The organism is Rhizobium mongolense subsp. loessense (assembly GCF_900099775.1).
In the GTDB taxonomy this organism is placed as follows: Bacteria; Pseudomonadota; Alphaproteobacteria; order Rhizobiales; family Rhizobiaceae; genus Rhizobium; species Rhizobium loessense.
In genome coordinates this window covers 516395-532728 of record NZ_FMTM01000002.1, presented here as the reverse complement: position 1 = coordinate 532728, position 16334 = coordinate 516395, and the positions used below count along the sequence as shown (strand labels likewise).

Genomic DNA, 16334 nt, shown 5'->3' with positions numbered 1-16334 from the left:
GACCGAACAAGGAGGATTTCCATGACGGCGACGGACGCGATTATCCGGCTGACCGGGATCGAAAAGAGTTTCGGTGGGGCAAAGGCTCTTTCCGGCGTGTCGTTTGCCGTGGCTCGCGGCGCAGTGCATGGGCTGGTCGGGCAGAACGGAGCAGGCAAGTCTACCTTGATCAAACTGCTCGCCGGCCTGCACAAACCGGATGCCGGCGTGATCGAATTTGATGGCCGATCCTACGACCGCCTGACGCCGCATCTTGCCGAACAGCTTGGAATTCATTTCATCCATCAGGATCGGCTGCTGGTGCCGACCTTCACTGTCGCAGAGGCGCTCTTCCTGGGCCGCGAGCCGCGCATTGCCGGCACGCCCTTCCTGGATCGGCGCCTCATGCAGCGCCGTGCTGCCGAAGTTCTGGACAGATATTTCGGTTTGCGCCTTCCCAATTCCACTTTGATCGCCGAGCTTTCGACTGCGGAAAAGCAGATCATCCAGATCACCCGCGCGCTCTTGAATGCGCCGAAGGTTCTTGTATTCGACGAGCCGACGGCAGCACTCGTCCGGCGTGAAGCCGATATCCTTTTCGACCTGATCCGCAGGTTGCGTGAGGACGGTATCACCGTCATCTATATCTCCCATTATCTCGGTGAGATCGAAGCGCTGTGTGACACGGTGACGGTGTTGCGCAATGGGCGGGACGTCGCGACCGTTCCCGTTTCTGAAACGACAGCCGCCGAAATGGCCGGGTTGATGATCAACCGTGAGGTCGGGGCGCTCTATCCCAAGCGACAGAGCGCTTTTGGCGAGACGCTGCTGCGCATCGAAGGTCTGTCTTTGCCGGGACACTTCAGCCGGATTGATCTGACGCTGCGCCGAGGCGAGATTCTGGGCCTTACGGGCCTGCTTGGCTCGGGCGCCAAGGAACTGATGCGCGCGCTCTTCGGCCTGGAAGAGGCGGCACATGGTTTCGTCGAGGTGGAAGGCAAATCCGCGCGCGCGGCGAGCCCGGCGCAAGCTGTGCGCCATCGGATTGCGCTCGTACCGGAGGACCGGCGCCGCCATGGGGTAGCGCTGGACCTTAGTGTCACGGAAAACACGACGCTCGCCAGTCTCGGCCGCTTTACGCGCGCCGGTCTTCTTGATGCTCGTGCTGAAAACACTGAAGCCGATCGGTTGATGAAGCGGCTCCAGATCAAGGCCGCGGGCCAAGACGCTCTGGTGCGCACGCTTTCCGGCGGCAACCAGCAGAAGGTGGCGATCGCCAAATGGCTGAGCCGTCATTGCGAAATCTATCTGCTCGACGAGCCGACGGTCGGGGTCGACATTGCTGCAAAAGCAGAGATCTATTCACTGATTGCAGAACTCGTAGAGCGCGGCGCCGGCGTTATCGTCCTCTCATCCGACTTACCGGAACTTCTGGGAATTACCGATCGCATCCTTGTTCTTTTTCGCGGTCGCATCGTCCGCGAATTTGTCTCGAAGGAGACGACAGTCGATGAGGTGCTTGCGGAGGTAAGCGGTTCATCGCAGGAGCTTCGTCATGCTGGTTGAGGCTGCACCCACTCCCACAGGCGCCTCTGCCATGGTGCAGTCCCCTGCACCGGCTGGACGGTTTAGCCGCCGTCTGACGACATTGATACTTCAGGGCGGGTCGCTTGCGATTTTCGTGGCCGTGCTGATTTTTTTCTCCATTTCTGCGCCTTACTTTCTTTCGCTCGGCAATGTCGGCAACGTGCTGGCGCAATCGGCGATCGCCGGAGTGCTTGCGGTGGGGCTTACCGTCGTCATCATTGCAGGCGGAGGCAATGTCGTCACTGGCGGGATCGATCTTTCGCTAGCGGCCAATATGGGGTTCAGTGCCGCAGTCTACGCCGCGCTCTCGCAGGCGGGGCAGGGCGATGCAGTGGCGGCGGCTGGCGCAATTGCGGCCGGTCTTGCCATCGGCGCGATCAATGCGGTGGCGATCACCGTTGCCGGGATCATCCCGCTACTTGCAACACTCGCAGTGATGAACATCGTCTCCGGGCTGGAACTCGTCCTGACCCAGAACACAGTCATCCCCGCAACCGGTAACCTTTTGGCGGTTCTCTCCGGTATCGGTCCGCTCGACGTGCCGGCGCTCGCCTATGTGCTGATCGGATTTGCGGCCGTTGTCGCGCTCGTGGTGCAGGCAACGCCACTCGGCCTGCGACTATACGCCGTTGGCGAGTTTCCTGAGGCAGCGCGCGCTTCAGGCCTCTCCATCAGGCCATTTATCGCCGGCTCGTTTCTCTTCAGTGGCCTGTGCGGCGGCATAGCCGGCATCCTATCGGTCTCTTATCTCAGCGGTAGCTCGACAGGGTCAGGAGAGCTTCTTTTGCCCGTGGTCGTTATCGCATTGCTCGGCACCGTGTTTTCGCGGCGACTGGTGCCGACGATCACGGGGACGCTGCTTTCTACGCTTTTCGTCGGTTTTCTCGTGAACGGTTTCCAATTGCTCAATCTGTCGAGCACTCTCGTTAGCGGCATACAGGGCGTTCTGATCCTGATCGTCGTTTCTTCAACAACGCTTTTGCGGAAACAGGAGACCCGCACATGAGCACGGTCCTCTCAGGTGAAGGCGGGTTCAACGCTTCGAGCGCTGTGCTTCGCGATGCAGCGCGCTATGCGCTCGTGGTGGCTCTGGTCGCCGTTTTTGCCGTCTTCTCCATTGCCGCACCTGGTTTTCTGACGACGGCGAACCTGCTGAGCATTCTCGTCAACAATTTCACGCTACTTGCTATTGTCGCTATCGCGATGACATTCGCGGTATCTGCCGGCGGCGTTGATCTGTCGGTCGGGACGGCGATCGATTTTGCGAGCTTTGCCTTCGTCTCGCTGGTCCTTGCCGGCCAGCCGGTGGCCTTGGCACTCGGTGCCGGCATCGGTAGCGGCGCCCTCGTGGGTATCCTCAATGCGGTATTGATTTCCGGTATCGGTATTTCACCGTTTCTTGCCACGCTCGGCACTCTCTTCATCGGACGCAGTGCGCAGCAGTTGCTGACCAATGGAGGCAATCCCGTTTATCTGCCGCCGGCGGGCGTGCCGGAGAGCTTCCGGTTCCTCGGCCGTGGGATCGTCGGCGGTGTACCGGTACCGCTCCTCATTGCCATGGCCGTCATCTTCCTCGCTTTCGTGATCCTGACACGCAGCCGCTTTGGCCGCGTGGTGTTTTCGGCCGGGATCGCGCCGGGCGTGGTGCGCTATTCGGGTATCCCGCTTCGCGCGCACATCGCCGTCACCTACGTTGTCGTTTCTGCTATCGCCGCCATCGCCGGTCTCTTACTCACCTCGACCGTGACGGTCTACATTCCGTCCTCGGGCAACGCTTTCCTGCTCAACGCCATCGGCGCGACCTTCATCGGCACGACCTTGAGCCGGCATGGACGGCCAAATGTCGCAGGAACCGTGCTCGGCGTGCTCCTCTTGAGCATCGTCGCCAACGGATTGCTTCTGTCTGGCCTTAATTTCTACTGGCAGCAAGTCGGCACCGGACTTTTGATCTTCGCCGTCCTCGCGGTCAGTTTCGCCAATCGTAAAACTGCCGTCCGGGCGTGAAGCCCCGGCTTGCATGGAGGTCTTATCATGTCTCAAGTTTCGCTTTTGAATGCTACGCCCTTGTCCGCTGCGAGAATTGTAAGCGAGGAGGAAGCACTGGCCGTCGCCCGCGAACTGGCGGCAGAATTTTCCGAAGGGGCAAGCAAACGGGACCGGGAGCGCATACTGCCTTACCGGGAGCTTGAGCGGTTGGCAAAGTCTGGTCTGCTCGCGATAACGGTGCCCGCCGAATATGGCGGCATTGACGTGTCAAATGCCGTCTTGGCAGAGGTGACGGCAATCCTTGCGGAAGCAGACGGTTCTATCGGTCAGATTCCACAGAACCATTTCTATATCCTGGAGGCCCTTCGCCACGATGGCACGGAAGACCAGAAACGCTTCTATTTCGGGCGTGCGCTCGCCGGAGACAAATTCGGCAACGCACTGTCGGAAATTGGCACCAAAACCGTCGGCCGCCATAATACCCGCCTCACGACGGATGGCCCGGGCTTCCGTATCAACGGCCGCAAGTTCTATTCGACGGGCGTACTCTTCGCCGACTGGATAGCCATCTTTGCCCTCAACGAGGACGAACAACTGACCATGTCCCTGGCACCTCGTGGGACGGAGGGCATCGAGATCGTCGATGACTGGGACGGTATCGGGCAAAGGACAACCGGCAGCGGGACGACGGTTCTCAACAACGTGGCTGTTCCAGCAAGCGCCGTTGTCCGTCACCACAAGGGCTTTGAGCGGCCAGGCACCATCGGCTCCGTCGGTCAGATCATCCATGCCGGAGTGGATCTCGGGATCGCTCGTGCGGCCTTTCGCGACACGGTCGATTTTGTACGCACACGTTCACGTCCCTGGACGGACAGCGGCGTGGAACGAGCTTCGGACGATCCACTGACCATTGCTAAGGTGGGCCAGATTGCAATCCGTCTCGAAGCGGCCACGGCGACGCTCGAATATGCGGGATACAAGGTTGACCATGCACAGATCGATCCAACGCAAGACAATGTTGTTGCCGCAACGCTGGCAGTGGCGACTGCAAAGGTGCTGACGACTGAAATCGCGCTTGAGGCCACCAATGCGCTCTTCGAACTCGCCGGGACAGCGTCGGTGCGGGAAGGTTTGAACCTCGACCGCCACTGGCGCAATGCCCGCACGCACACGCTGCACGATCCGGTGCGCTGGAAATATCACGTGGCAGGAAATTTTCATCTCAATGACGTTATGCCGCCCCGCAGTGGCGCGCTCTGAGCTTAGGGAGAAACCCATGGTTCGCGAAATCCGGCTGAACGCCTTCGACATGAACTGCGTCGGTCATCAATCCCCCGGACTCTGGCGTCATCCGCGCGACCGGTCGGAAAGCTACAAGGACTTGGATTATTGGGTGAACCTTGCAAAGACGCTGGAACGCGGCAAGTTCGACGGCCTGTTCATCGCCGACGTGCTGGGTGTCTACGATGTGCTCAACGGCAATGTGAACGCAGCGCTGAAGCACTCCGCCCAAGTGCCGGTCAACGATCCACTGCAGCTTATTCCTACCATGGCCCACTTGACAGAAAATCTCGGCTTCGGTCTGACGGCCTCGCTCTCTTTTGAACATCCCTATACCTTTGCCCGTCGCATCTCCACGCTTGATCATCTGACGAAGGGCCGCGTCGGCTGGAATATCGTCACCTCCTATCTCAACAGCGGTGCGCTGAATGTCGGCCAGGCGGGGCAGCTTCGCCATGACAATCGGTACGATGTCGCGGAGGAATATCTGGAGGTCTGCTACAAACTTTGGGAAGGAAGCTGGGAAGACGCAGCCGTGGTGCGCGACCGTGAGACCGGCGTTTTCACGAATCCCGGAAAAGTCCATCCGATCGCCCACAAGGGCGAGCATTTCAATGTCCCCGGCATTCATCTGTCCGAGCCGTCACCTCAGCGAACTCCGGTGCTTTACCAGGCGGGCGCGTCAAGCCGAGGCAAGGACTTTGCCGGCGCGCATGCCGAATGTATCTTCGTGGCAGCGCCTTCCAAGGCCGTGCTCAAGCGTTATGTCTCGAATGTTCGTGAGGCGGCAGAAAAAGCTGGACGCAATCCGCGCGAGATTCTCGCCTTCAACCTCCAGACGGTTATTCTCGGCGAGACGGATGCCGAGGCCAAACGCAAGTTCGACGACTATCGCAAATATGTTTCCTATGAGGGTGCGCTAACGCTGATATCGGGCTGGACCGGCATCGATTTTGGTCAGTTTTCGCCCGATGAGGTGCTGCGGCACCGTTATACCAATGCTGTGCAGTCGGCCGTCGAGACCTTCACAACCATCGACCCGTCAAAGGAGTGGACCGTGCGTGAAATGGCCGACTGGGTAGGCATTGGCGGCTTCGGGCCTATCTTCGTCGGCTCGCCGCAGACCGTCGCCGATCTGTTGCAGGAATGGGTGGAGGACACCGACGTCGATGGCTTCAATCTCGCTTATGCAGTCACACCGGAAACCTTTGAGGATGCCGTCAATCTGCTTGTCCCCGAGCTGCAAAAGCGCGGCGTCTACAAGACCGAGTACCGCAAGGGGACGCTCCGTGAAAAGCTGTTCGGTCACGGTCCGCGCCTTGCTGTCCCGCATCCGGGTGCATCCTACCGGGATCTCGGCCGCACCGGCGAAAGGCTGGCCGTAGGCCAAAACTGATCATCTGGAAGTACCGATGGAAAAAGGGCGCATCCCGAACAATGCGCCCCTTCAATTTGATCGTCGTACCGGTCAGCTATAGAGACTGACCGGCGGGATACGGTCGTTAAGAGCGAAGTCACCCACTTCGCGGGCCTTGTAGAAGACCGGGTCATGGAGCGTGTGGGTCCGCACGTTGCGCCAGTAGCGGTCGAAACGGAAGCGGGAGGCCGTTGCCCGAGCGCCCATCAATTCGAAGATACGGGCAGTTATTTCCAATGAGACGTGCGTCGCATTGACCTTCGATTGATAGGCCTCGATTGCGGCCTCGCCACGTTCACGCTCAGTCACGGAGGATCCGCGGGAGAGGTTGGCCTGGACCACGAGGGCAGCGGCGTCGGCAAGCGCTGCCGCGGCCTTGAGGGCCGCGCGGAATTCGCCGACGCGCTCGAGGATGTAGGGGTCTTCGGCTGCTCGCTCGAGCCCCGACGTGACCCACGGGCGGGTGGTTGTGCGGACATAATCCAGCGCTTCGGCAAGTGCACCTTCGGCCGTCCCGAGATAGAAGTTCGCAAAGACGAGCTGGATCAGTGGTGTGTTGAAGGTTGACTGCACTTTCGGAGCGGCGTCCGGCGCGGCAAGCGGCGATATGAAATCGCTTTCGTAAACCGGCAGATCACGGAACTCCACACTGCCGCTGTCGGACAGGCGCTGGCCGATATTGTCCCAATCGTCGATGGTAATATAGCCGGGACGATCCGTCGGGATCACGAAATTCGCCACCTGATGGTCAAAAGCGGCGTTCACGTTGACGCGGTCTGAGATGCGCGCGCCGGTCGAGAAGGACTTGCGGCCGTTCAGCACATAATGGCCGTTACGGCGCGCCAGGGTCAGGCCGGGATCGCGCGGGTTGACGGCTGCACCCCAGTAAAGGTTCTTCGCGACGGTCTCAGCCCCCAGTTGCCATGCCTGGTCGGGATCATCCGCAGCCCAGTAGATGTACTGACTGTTGACGTAGTGATAGCCGAGGAGCTGGCCGATCGAGCTTTCGCCGCGGGCGAGGATGCGCACGAGCCTCAGACCGTCCACCCAGTCAAGCCCGCCACCGCCGATCTGCAGCGGATGCAGTGCGTTGAGAAGACCGGTCGTCTTCAGGGTTGAAATCTCCTCAAACGGCGGCTGGCCCTGGCGATCGAGATCGGCCCCGCGCTTGGCGAGGTCGGCTGCAATCTGTGCGGCCCTGGCAAAAAGCCTGTCCCGATCTGTCTGGGTATCGGCGGTTTTGACGGCGTGCAAGCTACTGATGTTCGAGCTGGTCATTGGTAATCACTCCTCCTGCAGGTGCCTGAATGTGCAGACCGGTCAGTGCGGTATTCTGCCTGTTGAAGTCATTGAGTTGACGGGCGTTCCACTTCCGCTGCTCGTCATTGTGCGAAGCGCCGCAGCATCCGTGGCAGCAGAGGAGGCTCTCCACTCTGCAAAAGTGTCGTTCGCAAGGCTCATCTATCTTCCTTTCGCCAATCTTCGATTGCGCCCGCCGGAGCGTCAGGTTCGGCGGGCAAAATCACCGAAGCTCGCGGTAACTTGGTCCGAAGAGATGTGAGACGGTATAATCTATTAAATTAATAGACAAAGAAGACGATGCCGAAGATTGTGTTCGCGGTAGAAGGATTTTGCGTAGACGGTGATCGACTGCGGACCAACGAATATCCGGATCGGCGTCCTGACCTTGTGCCAACATATCCGCGCGCCCGCTGCAGTCTATCCAGAGCCCCTCGGTCGACTTGCGGATGATTGTCGTTATCCGGCCGATGGAACCAGGTCTCGCTGCGCGATGTGCCGAGCGGGGTATTGCTTCACTGAATAAATCGCTAATTTCTACTGATTTACATGATTATAGAATTGCGTGCCTTATCCGGCTTTCTATGACCGCCTACTCTTCGGGCCTCGTACGGCTGCCAGCAGAGGATGGGGATATGAAGTCGACTTTCACAAAATTCGCTACAATCGCACTTGCATTGACGCTTGGGCTAGGATCATCAGCGGCGGTGGCTGCCGATCCTGCGGAAATCCGCATCGATTGGGCAACTTATAACCCTTTAAGCCTGCTGGTGAAGAAAGAGGGTCTGCTTGAGAAGGCCTTCGAGAAGGATGGCATCGCAATCCGTTGGGTGCAGTCGGCCGGCTCCAATAAGGCGCTGGAATATCTGAATGCGGGCTCCATCGATTTCGGCTCGACGGCTGGCGCTGCGGCGCTGATCGCACGTGTCAATGGTAATCCGATCAAATCCATCTACGTCTATTCGCGGCCCGAATGGACCGCTCTGGTGACGGGCAAGGATTCCGCAATTTCAACTGTCGCCGACTTGAAGGGCAAGACGGTGGCCGTCACCCGCGGCACTGATCCGCATATATTTCTTGTTCGTGCGCTTGCCGATGCGGGGCTCAAGGCGGACGATGTCAATTTTGTGCTGCTCCAGCATGCCGATGGCCGTCTTGCGCTCAGCCGCGGCGATGTCGATGCCTGGGCCGGCCTCGATCCGCTGATGGCGGCAGCAGAAGTGGAGGAGGGCGCCAAGCTTTTCTACCGCAAGCCCGAGAACAACAGCTGGGGTGTTCTCAATACGCCGGAGAGGTTCGCAACCGAGCATCCTGAAATCGTCAAGCGTGTGCTTGCCGTCTACGAGGACGCGCGCAAGAAGGCACTTGCCGACCCGTCAGCGGTCAAGGCTGTGCTCGTCGAGGCGGCAAAGTTGCCAGATGCCGTGATCGAGCGGCAGCTTGGGAGAACGGACCTATCCTCTTCGCGTATCGGCGATGCCCAGCGCGAGACGATCCTCAAAGCCGGCCTGGCGCTGCAGCAGGCTGGCGTCCTGCCGGCGGAAGCCGACATCGAAAAATCGGTCGATGAACTGATCGATCCGAGCTTCAGCCAAGCTCTCATTCAGTAGCGGACGATCGCATGGCGAGCATGCTTGACACCTTGGCCGAAGCGCCGCCCGTAAACCAGTCGCGCTTCATGTTTGCCGCATGGACGCAAGTGTGGCGCCTTGCGCTGGGTTTTGCGCTACCGGTTTGCGGCTTCGTGTTCTGGGAGGCTGCCGTTGCTTCCGGCCTTGCGACCGGACGGCTGGTACCGCCGCCTTCCCGGATCATGGCCGCGCTTTCCCAGCTATCCTTAAGTGGCGAGCTTTGGCAGCACGTCGTCTCCACCAGTCTCCGCGTGCTTGTCGGCTTCATCGCCGGGGCCGTTGCCGGTGCGCTTGCGGGCAGCGTTACCGGCTTCTTCAGGCTTGCCCATGCGCTTGTGGATCCCTTGCTTCAAGCCTTGCGGTCCATTCCATCGATCGCCTGGGTACCGTTGTTCATTCTCTGGTTCGGGATTTTCGAGACGTCGAAGGTGGCTCTGATTGCGACCGGTGTTTTCTTCCCCGTCTATCTCGGCGTGTCCACAGCACTTCTTTCAGTTGATAGAAAGATCGTCGAGGTAGGGCGCATCTTCCGGCTCAGCGGATTCGATCTCATTCGACGCATCCTTTTTCCCGCCGTTCTGCCGGCCTTTGTCGTATCGTTGAGAGCAGGCCTCGGGCTTGGCTGGATGTTTGTCGTCGCTGCCGAGTTCATGGGGGCTTCCGAGGGATTGGGGTATCTGCTCGTCGACGGTCAGCAGCTTGGCAAGCCCGACCAAATCCTTGCCGCCATCATCGTCTTTGCGGTGGTCGGCAAGCTGTCGGACGTCCTTCTTGTCCATCTTACCGCCCCTCTCATTGCCTGGCAGGACACCTTTCGGAATGGGGCGCTGTGATGCTGTCTCTCAAAGCGCTTACCAAGACTTATGCCAACGGGGTAAAAGCGCTTGGCGGTTTTACGCTCGATGTGGCGCCGGGAGAAATTGTCGCCGTGATCGGCGGCTCCGGCTGCGGCAAGAGCACGCTGCTGCGCCTGATCGCTGGCCTGGACCAGCCAACGAGCGGTACCACGTCGATCAACGGCGAGATCGTCAACCGTCCGCATCCGTTGATCAACCTCGTCTTTCAGGAGCCGCGGCTCCTGCCGTGGCTGACGGTATACGACAATGTCGGTTTTGGTCTGGTGCATGCCGATCGCGACGAGCGGGAAACGCGTGTTCGTGCTGCGCTTCAGCAGGTTCATCTCAAAGATTATGGTCATCGCCTTCCCAAGGAGCTCTCAGGCGGGCAAGCGCAACGTGTGGCGATTGCCCGGGCGCTGGTCATGCGCCCTGAGGTGTTACTCCTCGACGAGCCCTTCTCGGCGCTGGACGCGCTGACGCGAGCGACCTTGCATCGTTACCTGCTGGATATCTGGGCCGAAACCGGTGCCACCATGATCCTCGTCACCCATGACCTCGACGAGGCCGCGGCTTTGGCACATCGCGTTATCGTCATGCAGCCATGGCCGGGTCGAATTCTCGACGAGATCATCATTGGCAGGCGCCCGACCGTCGGGCCTGATGCCGGCCTGAAACCTGACCGGCCCTACTCCGACCGTGACAAGACGCGTGTCAGAGCCGCCCTGGATCGATCGCTTAAATTCGCCGAGGCCGGTTCAGCAGCCGAGGCGAACACTATGTCGCTGGAGACACTATCATGAGTACTACCCCTGAAAAGATCAATGTCCTCTGGTTCCTGCCGACGCATGGAGACAGCCGCTATCTTGGCACGTCATTTGGCGGACGCAACGTCGATCTCAACTACCTGAAGCAGGTCGCGCAGGCTGCCGATGCTCTTGGCTACTACGGCGTGCTTATTCCAACCGGCAAGAGCTGCGAGGACAGCTGGGTCGTGGCGTCGGCACTGGCACCGCTAACCGAGAAGCTGAAATATCTCATTGCCGTTCGCCCCGGGCTGCTGGCGCCAACGCTTGCGGCTCGTATGACGGCAACGTTCGACCGTATCTCCAACGGCCGCCTCCTGATCAACGTCGTCACCGGCGGCGACCCAATCGAAAACAAGGGCGATGGCATTCATTTTCCACACGCCGAGCGCTACCAGGTGACCGAGGAATTTCTGAATATCTATAAGGCGCTCCTCAGCGGCGAGACAGTGACCTACAAGGGCAAGCACTTCGATATCGAAGATGGCAGGGTTCTCTTCCCCACCTTCCAGTCTCCGCACCCGCCGCTCTACTTCGGCGGCTCGTCCGGTATCGGCCAGGAGGTCGCAGCGCGCACAATCGATAAATATCTGACCTGGGGTGAGCCACCCGAGGAGGTGGCGAAGAAGATAAACGAAGTTAGGAGGTTGGCGCAGAAGGAAGGCCGTGACGTGACCTTCGGTATTCGCCTGCACGTCATCGTGCGTGAAACTGCGGCGGAAGCCTGGAGGGCCGCAGACGAGCTTATCCAGTATCTCGACGACGAAACGATCGCAGCGGCCCAGAAGGTATTCGAACGGATGGATTCGGTCGGCCAGAGCCGCATGAGCCGGCTGCATGGCGGCCAGCGAGACAAGCTGGAAGTCAGCCCAAATCTTTGGGCCGGAGTCGGCCTTGTGCGCGGCGGTGCCGGTACGGCCCTTGTCGGCGATCCCGATCAGGTCAAGGCTCGGATCGAGGAATATCGTGAAATCGGCATCGACACGTTCATCATGTCTGGCTATCCGCATTTGGAAGAGGCCTATCGTTTTGGCGAACTCGTTCTGCCGAACTTGCCGCTCGCGCATCCGGTCAAGGCTGCCAGCAGCGCCGTCAACACAGGTCCGTTCGGCGAGACCATCGCCGGCGATCATCGACCCAAGCTCAGGGCATCGCAGTCGTGACAATTCGAACCTGTTGCTATTCCAGACATATCCGTAGCTGGCCCGATTGGTAACCAGGAACAGCAAGCCGGATCGGGGACCTGGCTGGAAAGCGAACGTCCGAACCGAATGGTAGGCGACGCGACGCCTGGATGTTTGATCAATGCTTGACGGTGCACCTCACGCAAAGGCTGGAGAAAATTTCCTGAGAACGGGCAACTCACGCGGGCGGCACCAGGGCCGATTTTCGCAAGATAGGTAGCCGCGCCCTCCATGCGGATTTGCAGTTGAAACGAGCGCTGGCGTCCGTTGAGAGACAAGCTGGCTTTCAAAGGTTCGGGAAACAGAGCTCTGGCTCTCTCGTGGCGCTAGGACCTGCGAGGAGAATTCCTCCGGGCGCATTTCACGCTCGCTACTCAAGGAAAACCGGAATGATTTTTCTGGCGAGCGACGTTCGACGCAAATCTCACCTTTGTCTATAAAATTAGAGATGTTTAGTTTTGTGTCTCCATCAATGAGGGGCAACATGAAAAAATCCATTAGAGGACTTCTTGCGGCAGTCGCAGCATTGTCATTTTCGATGCCGGCTCTGGCTGCTTCGTTGAAAGTTGGAGTCGTCCCAGGCGTTTATGCGGATTCCATCGAGGCCCTGATCCCGGAAGCTAAAGCAAAAGGCCTGGATATCGCGGCTGTTGAATTCAGCGATTGGACGACGCCCAATATTGCCCTGCAGTCAGGCGATATCGACGTCAACTATTTCCAGCATCAGCCTTTTCTCGACAATGCGATCTCCGAGAGAGGCTACGATTTCAAAAGCGCCGGAATCGGAGTTCTTGCCAACATTGGTTTGTATTCTCTGAAGTACAAGAAATTCGAGGACATTCCGCAGGATGGCAAAGTCGCGATTGCAAACGATCCCGTCAATCAAGGCCGTGGACTTTTGCTTCTTCAAAAGGCGGGCCTGGTTAAGCTCCGAGACGGTGTCGGATTCAAGGGCACGCTGGACGATATCACCGATAATCCAAAGCATCTGACCTTTACGGAGGTCGAAGGACCGCAGCTCGCTCGCGTAGCCCGCGACGTGGATATCGCGCAAGGCTATCCGCACTTCATCGTCGCGTCCAAGGCGTTCGATCCTAGTTCAGGATTGCTATATTCGGGCGTTGACGACAAGCAGTTTGCTATTGTTTTCGCCGTCAAATCCGACCGCGTCGATGATCCCGCAATCAAGGAGCTGGTTGCTCTTTACCAGAACTCCCAGGCGGTGAAAGACGCGATCAGCAAGGCCTTTGCCTCAGACCAAAAACTGTACACACTTCCATGGGTTCATTGAACAACGCTGCTCGGCGTCACGCCGAAGAACGCGACACTTCTCTGCCGGACTTCTCCGCCGGTGGAGAGGCGTCGCCGCTCGACCGGTCCCAGGCGACGGTCAGGCGAGGAACTATCGCTTTCGAGGGCGTAGAGAAGACTTATGCCTCGGCAGGCGAGACCGTCCACGCGCTCAAGAACATCACAATCGATGTGCCAGGTGGGTCAATCTTTGGAATTATCGGTCGTAGCGGCGCCGGCAAATCCACTCTTTTGAGAACGGTCAACCGGCTCGAAAGGACCACGTCCGGAAAAGTGATTGTGGATGGGACAGATGTCGGAGTGCTTGACGAAGAAGGTCTTGTGCTCCTCCGGCGCAGGATCGGGATGATCTTTCAGCATTTCAATCTTCTATCCGCCAAGACCGTTTGGCGGAACGTGGCGCTGCCGATGATCGTAGCCGGATTTGCGCGAGTGGAGATCGATAAGCGAGTAGCTGAAGCGCTTTCCCTAGTTGGTCTCGAAGGGAAGGAGGATACCTATCCCTCGCGCCTTTCCGGTGGACAAAAGCAACGCGTCGGAATTGCGCGCGCCCTCGTCCACCGTCCCGAGATTCTCCTGTGTGATGAAGCAACGTCGGCGTTGGACCCCGAGACGACTCTATCGATCCTGCGGCTGCTCAAGGACATCAACCGGCGGCTTAATCTGACCATCGTCCTCATAACCCACGAGATGAGTGTTATCCGGGAAATTTGCGACCATGTGCTTGTCCTTGATAAAGGGCAGGTGGCTGAGGTCGGTCCGGTGTGGCGGGTCTTTGCGAATCCTTCGCACGATGCCACCCGTGCTTTATTGAAGCCGCTGAATCGCGACATTCCCGAAGATATTGCAGTTCGCCTGCGGCCCGCGGGCGACCGGGCGAGCAAGGGCACGCTCATTGAACTCGCTTACACGGGCGAGGGTGGCTTGGAGCCGGACATTGCGGCGATTGCTGCAGCCGCCGGCGCTCAGGTCCGGCTGCTGCAGAGCTCTGTCGACCGTATTCAGGGACACGTTCACGGTCGGCTCTTGGTGGTCGTGAATTCAACGGACTCAGCTCTCATAGAGACGATGAGCCATCTCGCGAGTAGAGTAAGGGTACTCGGCTATGTCGGCAATGATGTATGAGCGCCTGTGGCACGCGTTCCTGGATACTGTAGCCATGGTTGGTGTGTCGGCGTTGGTCGCCTTGGCCGCAGGGATACCACTTGCCGTCTTCCTTGTTCTTGCCGCGCCTGGCGGACTAGTCCATGCACCGAGCATGCAAAGATTGCTTGCAGCAGTGATCAACGGATTTAGGGCGACACCCTTCATTGTCCTGTTGGTGGCACTGCTTCCTCTGACCCGTCTCCTTACCGGCACTACGATTGGCGTTTGGGCCGCGGTGGTTCCGCTGTCTATCAGTGCAACCCCTTTCTTTGCTCGTATTGCTGAGGTCAGTCTTCGCGAGGTTGACGACGGATTGATTGAGGCCGCGCAAGCTATGGGCTGCCGGCGCTGGCACATCGTCTGGCACGTGCTGCTGCCCGAAGCCCTGCCGGGCATAGTCGGCGGCTTTACCATAACAGTTGTGAGCATGATCGGCGCATCTGCTATGGCCGGCGCGGTTGGAGCGGGCGGCCTCGGCGATATGGCCATTCGTTATGGATACCAACGATTTGACACGACCGTCATGGTTGGAGTCATTGTCGTGCTTGTCGCAATGGTATGCGCTGTGCAGTTGGCCGGCGACATGGCTGTCAGACACCTGAGAGCTCGCTGAACAAGGATGTTTTCATGATCGATCCGATGATCGTTGATGCCGAGCCCTCGGAGCGTCTGCCGCAACCACCAAAAAAGCCGCACCTGATCACAACCGACGCCGAAGCACTGGACGTCGCGGCGGGTTTGGCTAAGCGGTTCCGGGAGGGAGCTTCCGATAGGGACCGCGAACGACGGCTACCGTGGGATCAGATTGAGGAATATACCGCGAGCGGGCTCGGCGCGATCACCGTTCCTCGCGAATTCGGCGGTGCAGACGTTTCGCTGGTAACGCTCGCAAAGATATTCGAGGTCCTTTGCGCGGCAGATCCTTCTTTGGGACAATTGCCTCAGAACCAATTCGGCGTGCTGGCGCTGCTTCGCGACATCGGCTCGCCTGAACAAAAGTCGCGGGTGTACGCTGATATTCTAAACGGATTGCGGATTGGAAACGCGGGTCCCGAAAAAGGCACCAAGAAGGTGAACGTGAGCACGACCCGCCTCACGCACACTGCGAACGGCCTTCGATTGTCAGGGCGAAGATTCTATTCAACGGGTGCCATTTTCGCACACTGGATTCCGACCCGCGCGATCGACGAGGAAGACCGTGCAATCCAGGTATGGGTCCGGCGGGAAGCGCCAGGGGTCCGTATCATCGACGACTGGTCGTCCTTCGGCCAACGCACCACCGCAAGCGGCACAGTCGAATTCAATGATGTGCCAGTCGATCCCGAGCTCGTCTTTCCACTCTGGTCATTCGTTCAACGGGCCGGATTGGCAGGCCCTATTTCGCAATTGATCCAAGCTGCAATCGATTCAGGCATCGCTGCAGCAGCGATCGCCGATACGCTTTCGTTCATTCGCGAACGGGCGCGACCTTGGGTCGATTTCGGCGGGGATTCTGCGCGCCACGACCCAACGATCATTCATGAGGTCGGAAACCTTCATGCGCAATTCCACGCCGCCCAAGGCGTTCTGCATCGGGCTGCTGCGGTTATCGATGATGTGGCGAAAAGTCCGGTAACAGACGGATCAAGCGCCGAGGCTTCCGTTGCCGTCGCCGAGGCGAAAATCCTTACCACCGAGATCGCGCTCGCATCGACCGAAATGCTGTTCGATCTCGCGGGATCGTCTGCCACACGCGCGGCCCATAATCTTGATCGTCACTGGCGGAACGCCCGCGTGCATACCCTGCATGATCCAATTCGCTGGAAATACCATCTGATCGGAAACTACGAATTGAATGGAACCTTCCCACAGCGACACCAATGGAACTGAAC

At 58.9% G+C, this 16334-nt stretch carries 15 protein-coding genes; 14 read left to right on the top strand and 1 reads right to left on the bottom strand.

All coding sequences use genetic code 11. The features are described 5' to 3' along the window. The first annotated feature begins 21 nt into the window (after nt 1–21). The 5 genes from BLP23_RS10135 to BLP23_RS10115 are packed head-to-tail and all read left to right on the top strand — an operon-like array spanning nt 22 to nt 6229. On the top strand, nt 22–1545 hold the full coding sequence (locus BLP23_RS10135) for a sugar ABC transporter ATP-binding protein (RefSeq protein ID WP_092584744.1): 1524 nt from the start codon (nt 22–24) through the stop codon (nt 1543–1545). Beyond that, nucleotides 1535–2572: an ABC transporter permease gene (locus BLP23_RS10130; protein WP_407691776.1), complete on the top strand. Its 1038-nt coding sequence runs from the start codon at nt 1535–1537 to the stop codon at nt 2570–2572. Before BLP23_RS10135 ends, BLP23_RS10130 begins: the two co-directional genes overlap by 11 nt. Next, nucleotides 2569–3570 (top strand): ABC transporter permease, encoded by a 1002-nt coding sequence (locus tag BLP23_RS10125; RefSeq protein WP_092584743.1) that lies wholly within the window; start codon nt 2569–2571, stop codon nt 3568–3570. The genes BLP23_RS10130 and BLP23_RS10125 overlap by 4 nt, the downstream gene beginning before the upstream one ends. A gap of 27 nt (nt 3571–3597) precedes the next feature. After that, nucleotides 3598–4812 carry an SfnB family sulfur acquisition oxidoreductase gene (locus BLP23_RS10120; protein WP_092584742.1) on the top strand — a complete coding sequence of 405 codons (1215 nt, stop codon included), beginning with the start codon at nt 3598–3600 and terminating at the stop codon, nt 4810–4812. A gap of 16 nt (nt 4813–4828) precedes the next feature. After that, nucleotides 4829–6229, top strand: coding sequence for an LLM class flavin-dependent oxidoreductase (locus BLP23_RS10115; protein ID WP_092584741.1), 1401 nt, complete (start codon nt 4829–4831; stop codon nt 6227–6229). 72 nt (nt 6230–6301) lie between these two features. On the opposite strand, the gene BLP23_RS10110 is transcribed toward BLP23_RS10115, so the two are convergent. After that, complete coding sequence (locus tag BLP23_RS10110; protein WP_092584740.1) at nt 6302–7528, bottom strand: acyl-CoA dehydrogenase family protein; 1227 nt, start codon at nt 7526–7528, stop codon at nt 6302–6304. On the opposite strand from BLP23_RS10110, the gene BLP23_RS10105 reads away from it, so the two are divergent. From BLP23_RS10105 to BLP23_RS10065, 9 genes are all read left to right on the top strand, one after another. After that, nucleotides 7512–7811: a hypothetical protein gene (locus BLP23_RS10105; protein ID WP_139187049.1), complete on the top strand. Its 300-nt coding sequence runs from the start codon at nt 7512–7514 to the stop codon at nt 7809–7811. The genes BLP23_RS10110 and BLP23_RS10105 overlap by 17 nt on opposite strands. A gap of 373 nt (nt 7812–8184) precedes the next feature. Further along, a complete protein-coding gene (locus BLP23_RS10100) occupies nt 8185–9159 on the top strand; it encodes an aliphatic sulfonate ABC transporter substrate-binding protein (RefSeq protein WP_092584738.1) in 975 nt (324 codons plus the stop codon). A 68-nt stretch (nt 9160–9227) separates the two neighbouring features. Next, nucleotides 9228–10013, top strand: a complete 786-nt coding sequence (locus BLP23_RS10095) for an ABC transporter permease (protein ID WP_233426676.1) — start codon at nt 9228–9230, stop codon at nt 10011–10013. Further along, complete coding sequence (locus tag BLP23_RS10090) at nt 10013–10819, top strand: ABC transporter ATP-binding protein (protein ID WP_092584736.1); 807 nt, start codon at nt 10013–10015, stop codon at nt 10817–10819. The genes BLP23_RS10095 and BLP23_RS10090 overlap by 1 nt, the downstream gene beginning before the upstream one ends. After that, nucleotides 10816–11985 carry an FMNH2-dependent alkanesulfonate monooxygenase gene (gene ssuD, locus BLP23_RS10085; RefSeq protein WP_092584735.1) on the top strand — a complete coding sequence of 390 codons (1170 nt, stop codon included), beginning with the start codon at nt 10816–10818 and terminating at the stop codon, nt 11983–11985. Before BLP23_RS10090 ends, ssuD begins: the two co-directional genes overlap by 4 nt. 505 nt (nt 11986–12490) lie before the next feature. Then, a complete protein-coding gene (locus BLP23_RS10080; RefSeq protein ID WP_092584734.1) occupies nt 12491–13297 on the top strand; it encodes a MetQ/NlpA family ABC transporter substrate-binding protein in 807 nt (268 codons plus the stop codon). Then, complete coding sequence (locus tag BLP23_RS10075; protein ID WP_092584733.1) at nt 13285–14442, top strand: methionine ABC transporter ATP-binding protein; 1158 nt, start codon at nt 13285–13287, stop codon at nt 14440–14442. The genes BLP23_RS10080 and BLP23_RS10075 overlap by 13 nt, the downstream gene beginning before the upstream one ends. After that, the gene (locus BLP23_RS10070; protein ID WP_092584732.1) at nt 14423–15076 is read left to right on the top strand and encodes a methionine ABC transporter permease; all 654 of its coding nucleotides are present in this window, start codon (nt 14423–14425) and stop codon (nt 15074–15076) included. The genes BLP23_RS10075 and BLP23_RS10070 overlap by 20 nt, the downstream gene beginning before the upstream one ends. Before the next feature lie 14 nt (nt 15077–15090). After that, nucleotides 15091–16332, top strand: a complete 1242-nt coding sequence (locus BLP23_RS10065) for an SfnB family sulfur acquisition oxidoreductase (protein ID WP_092584731.1) — start codon at nt 15091–15093, stop codon at nt 16330–16332. The last annotated feature ends 2 nt before the right edge of the window (nt 16333–16334 follow it).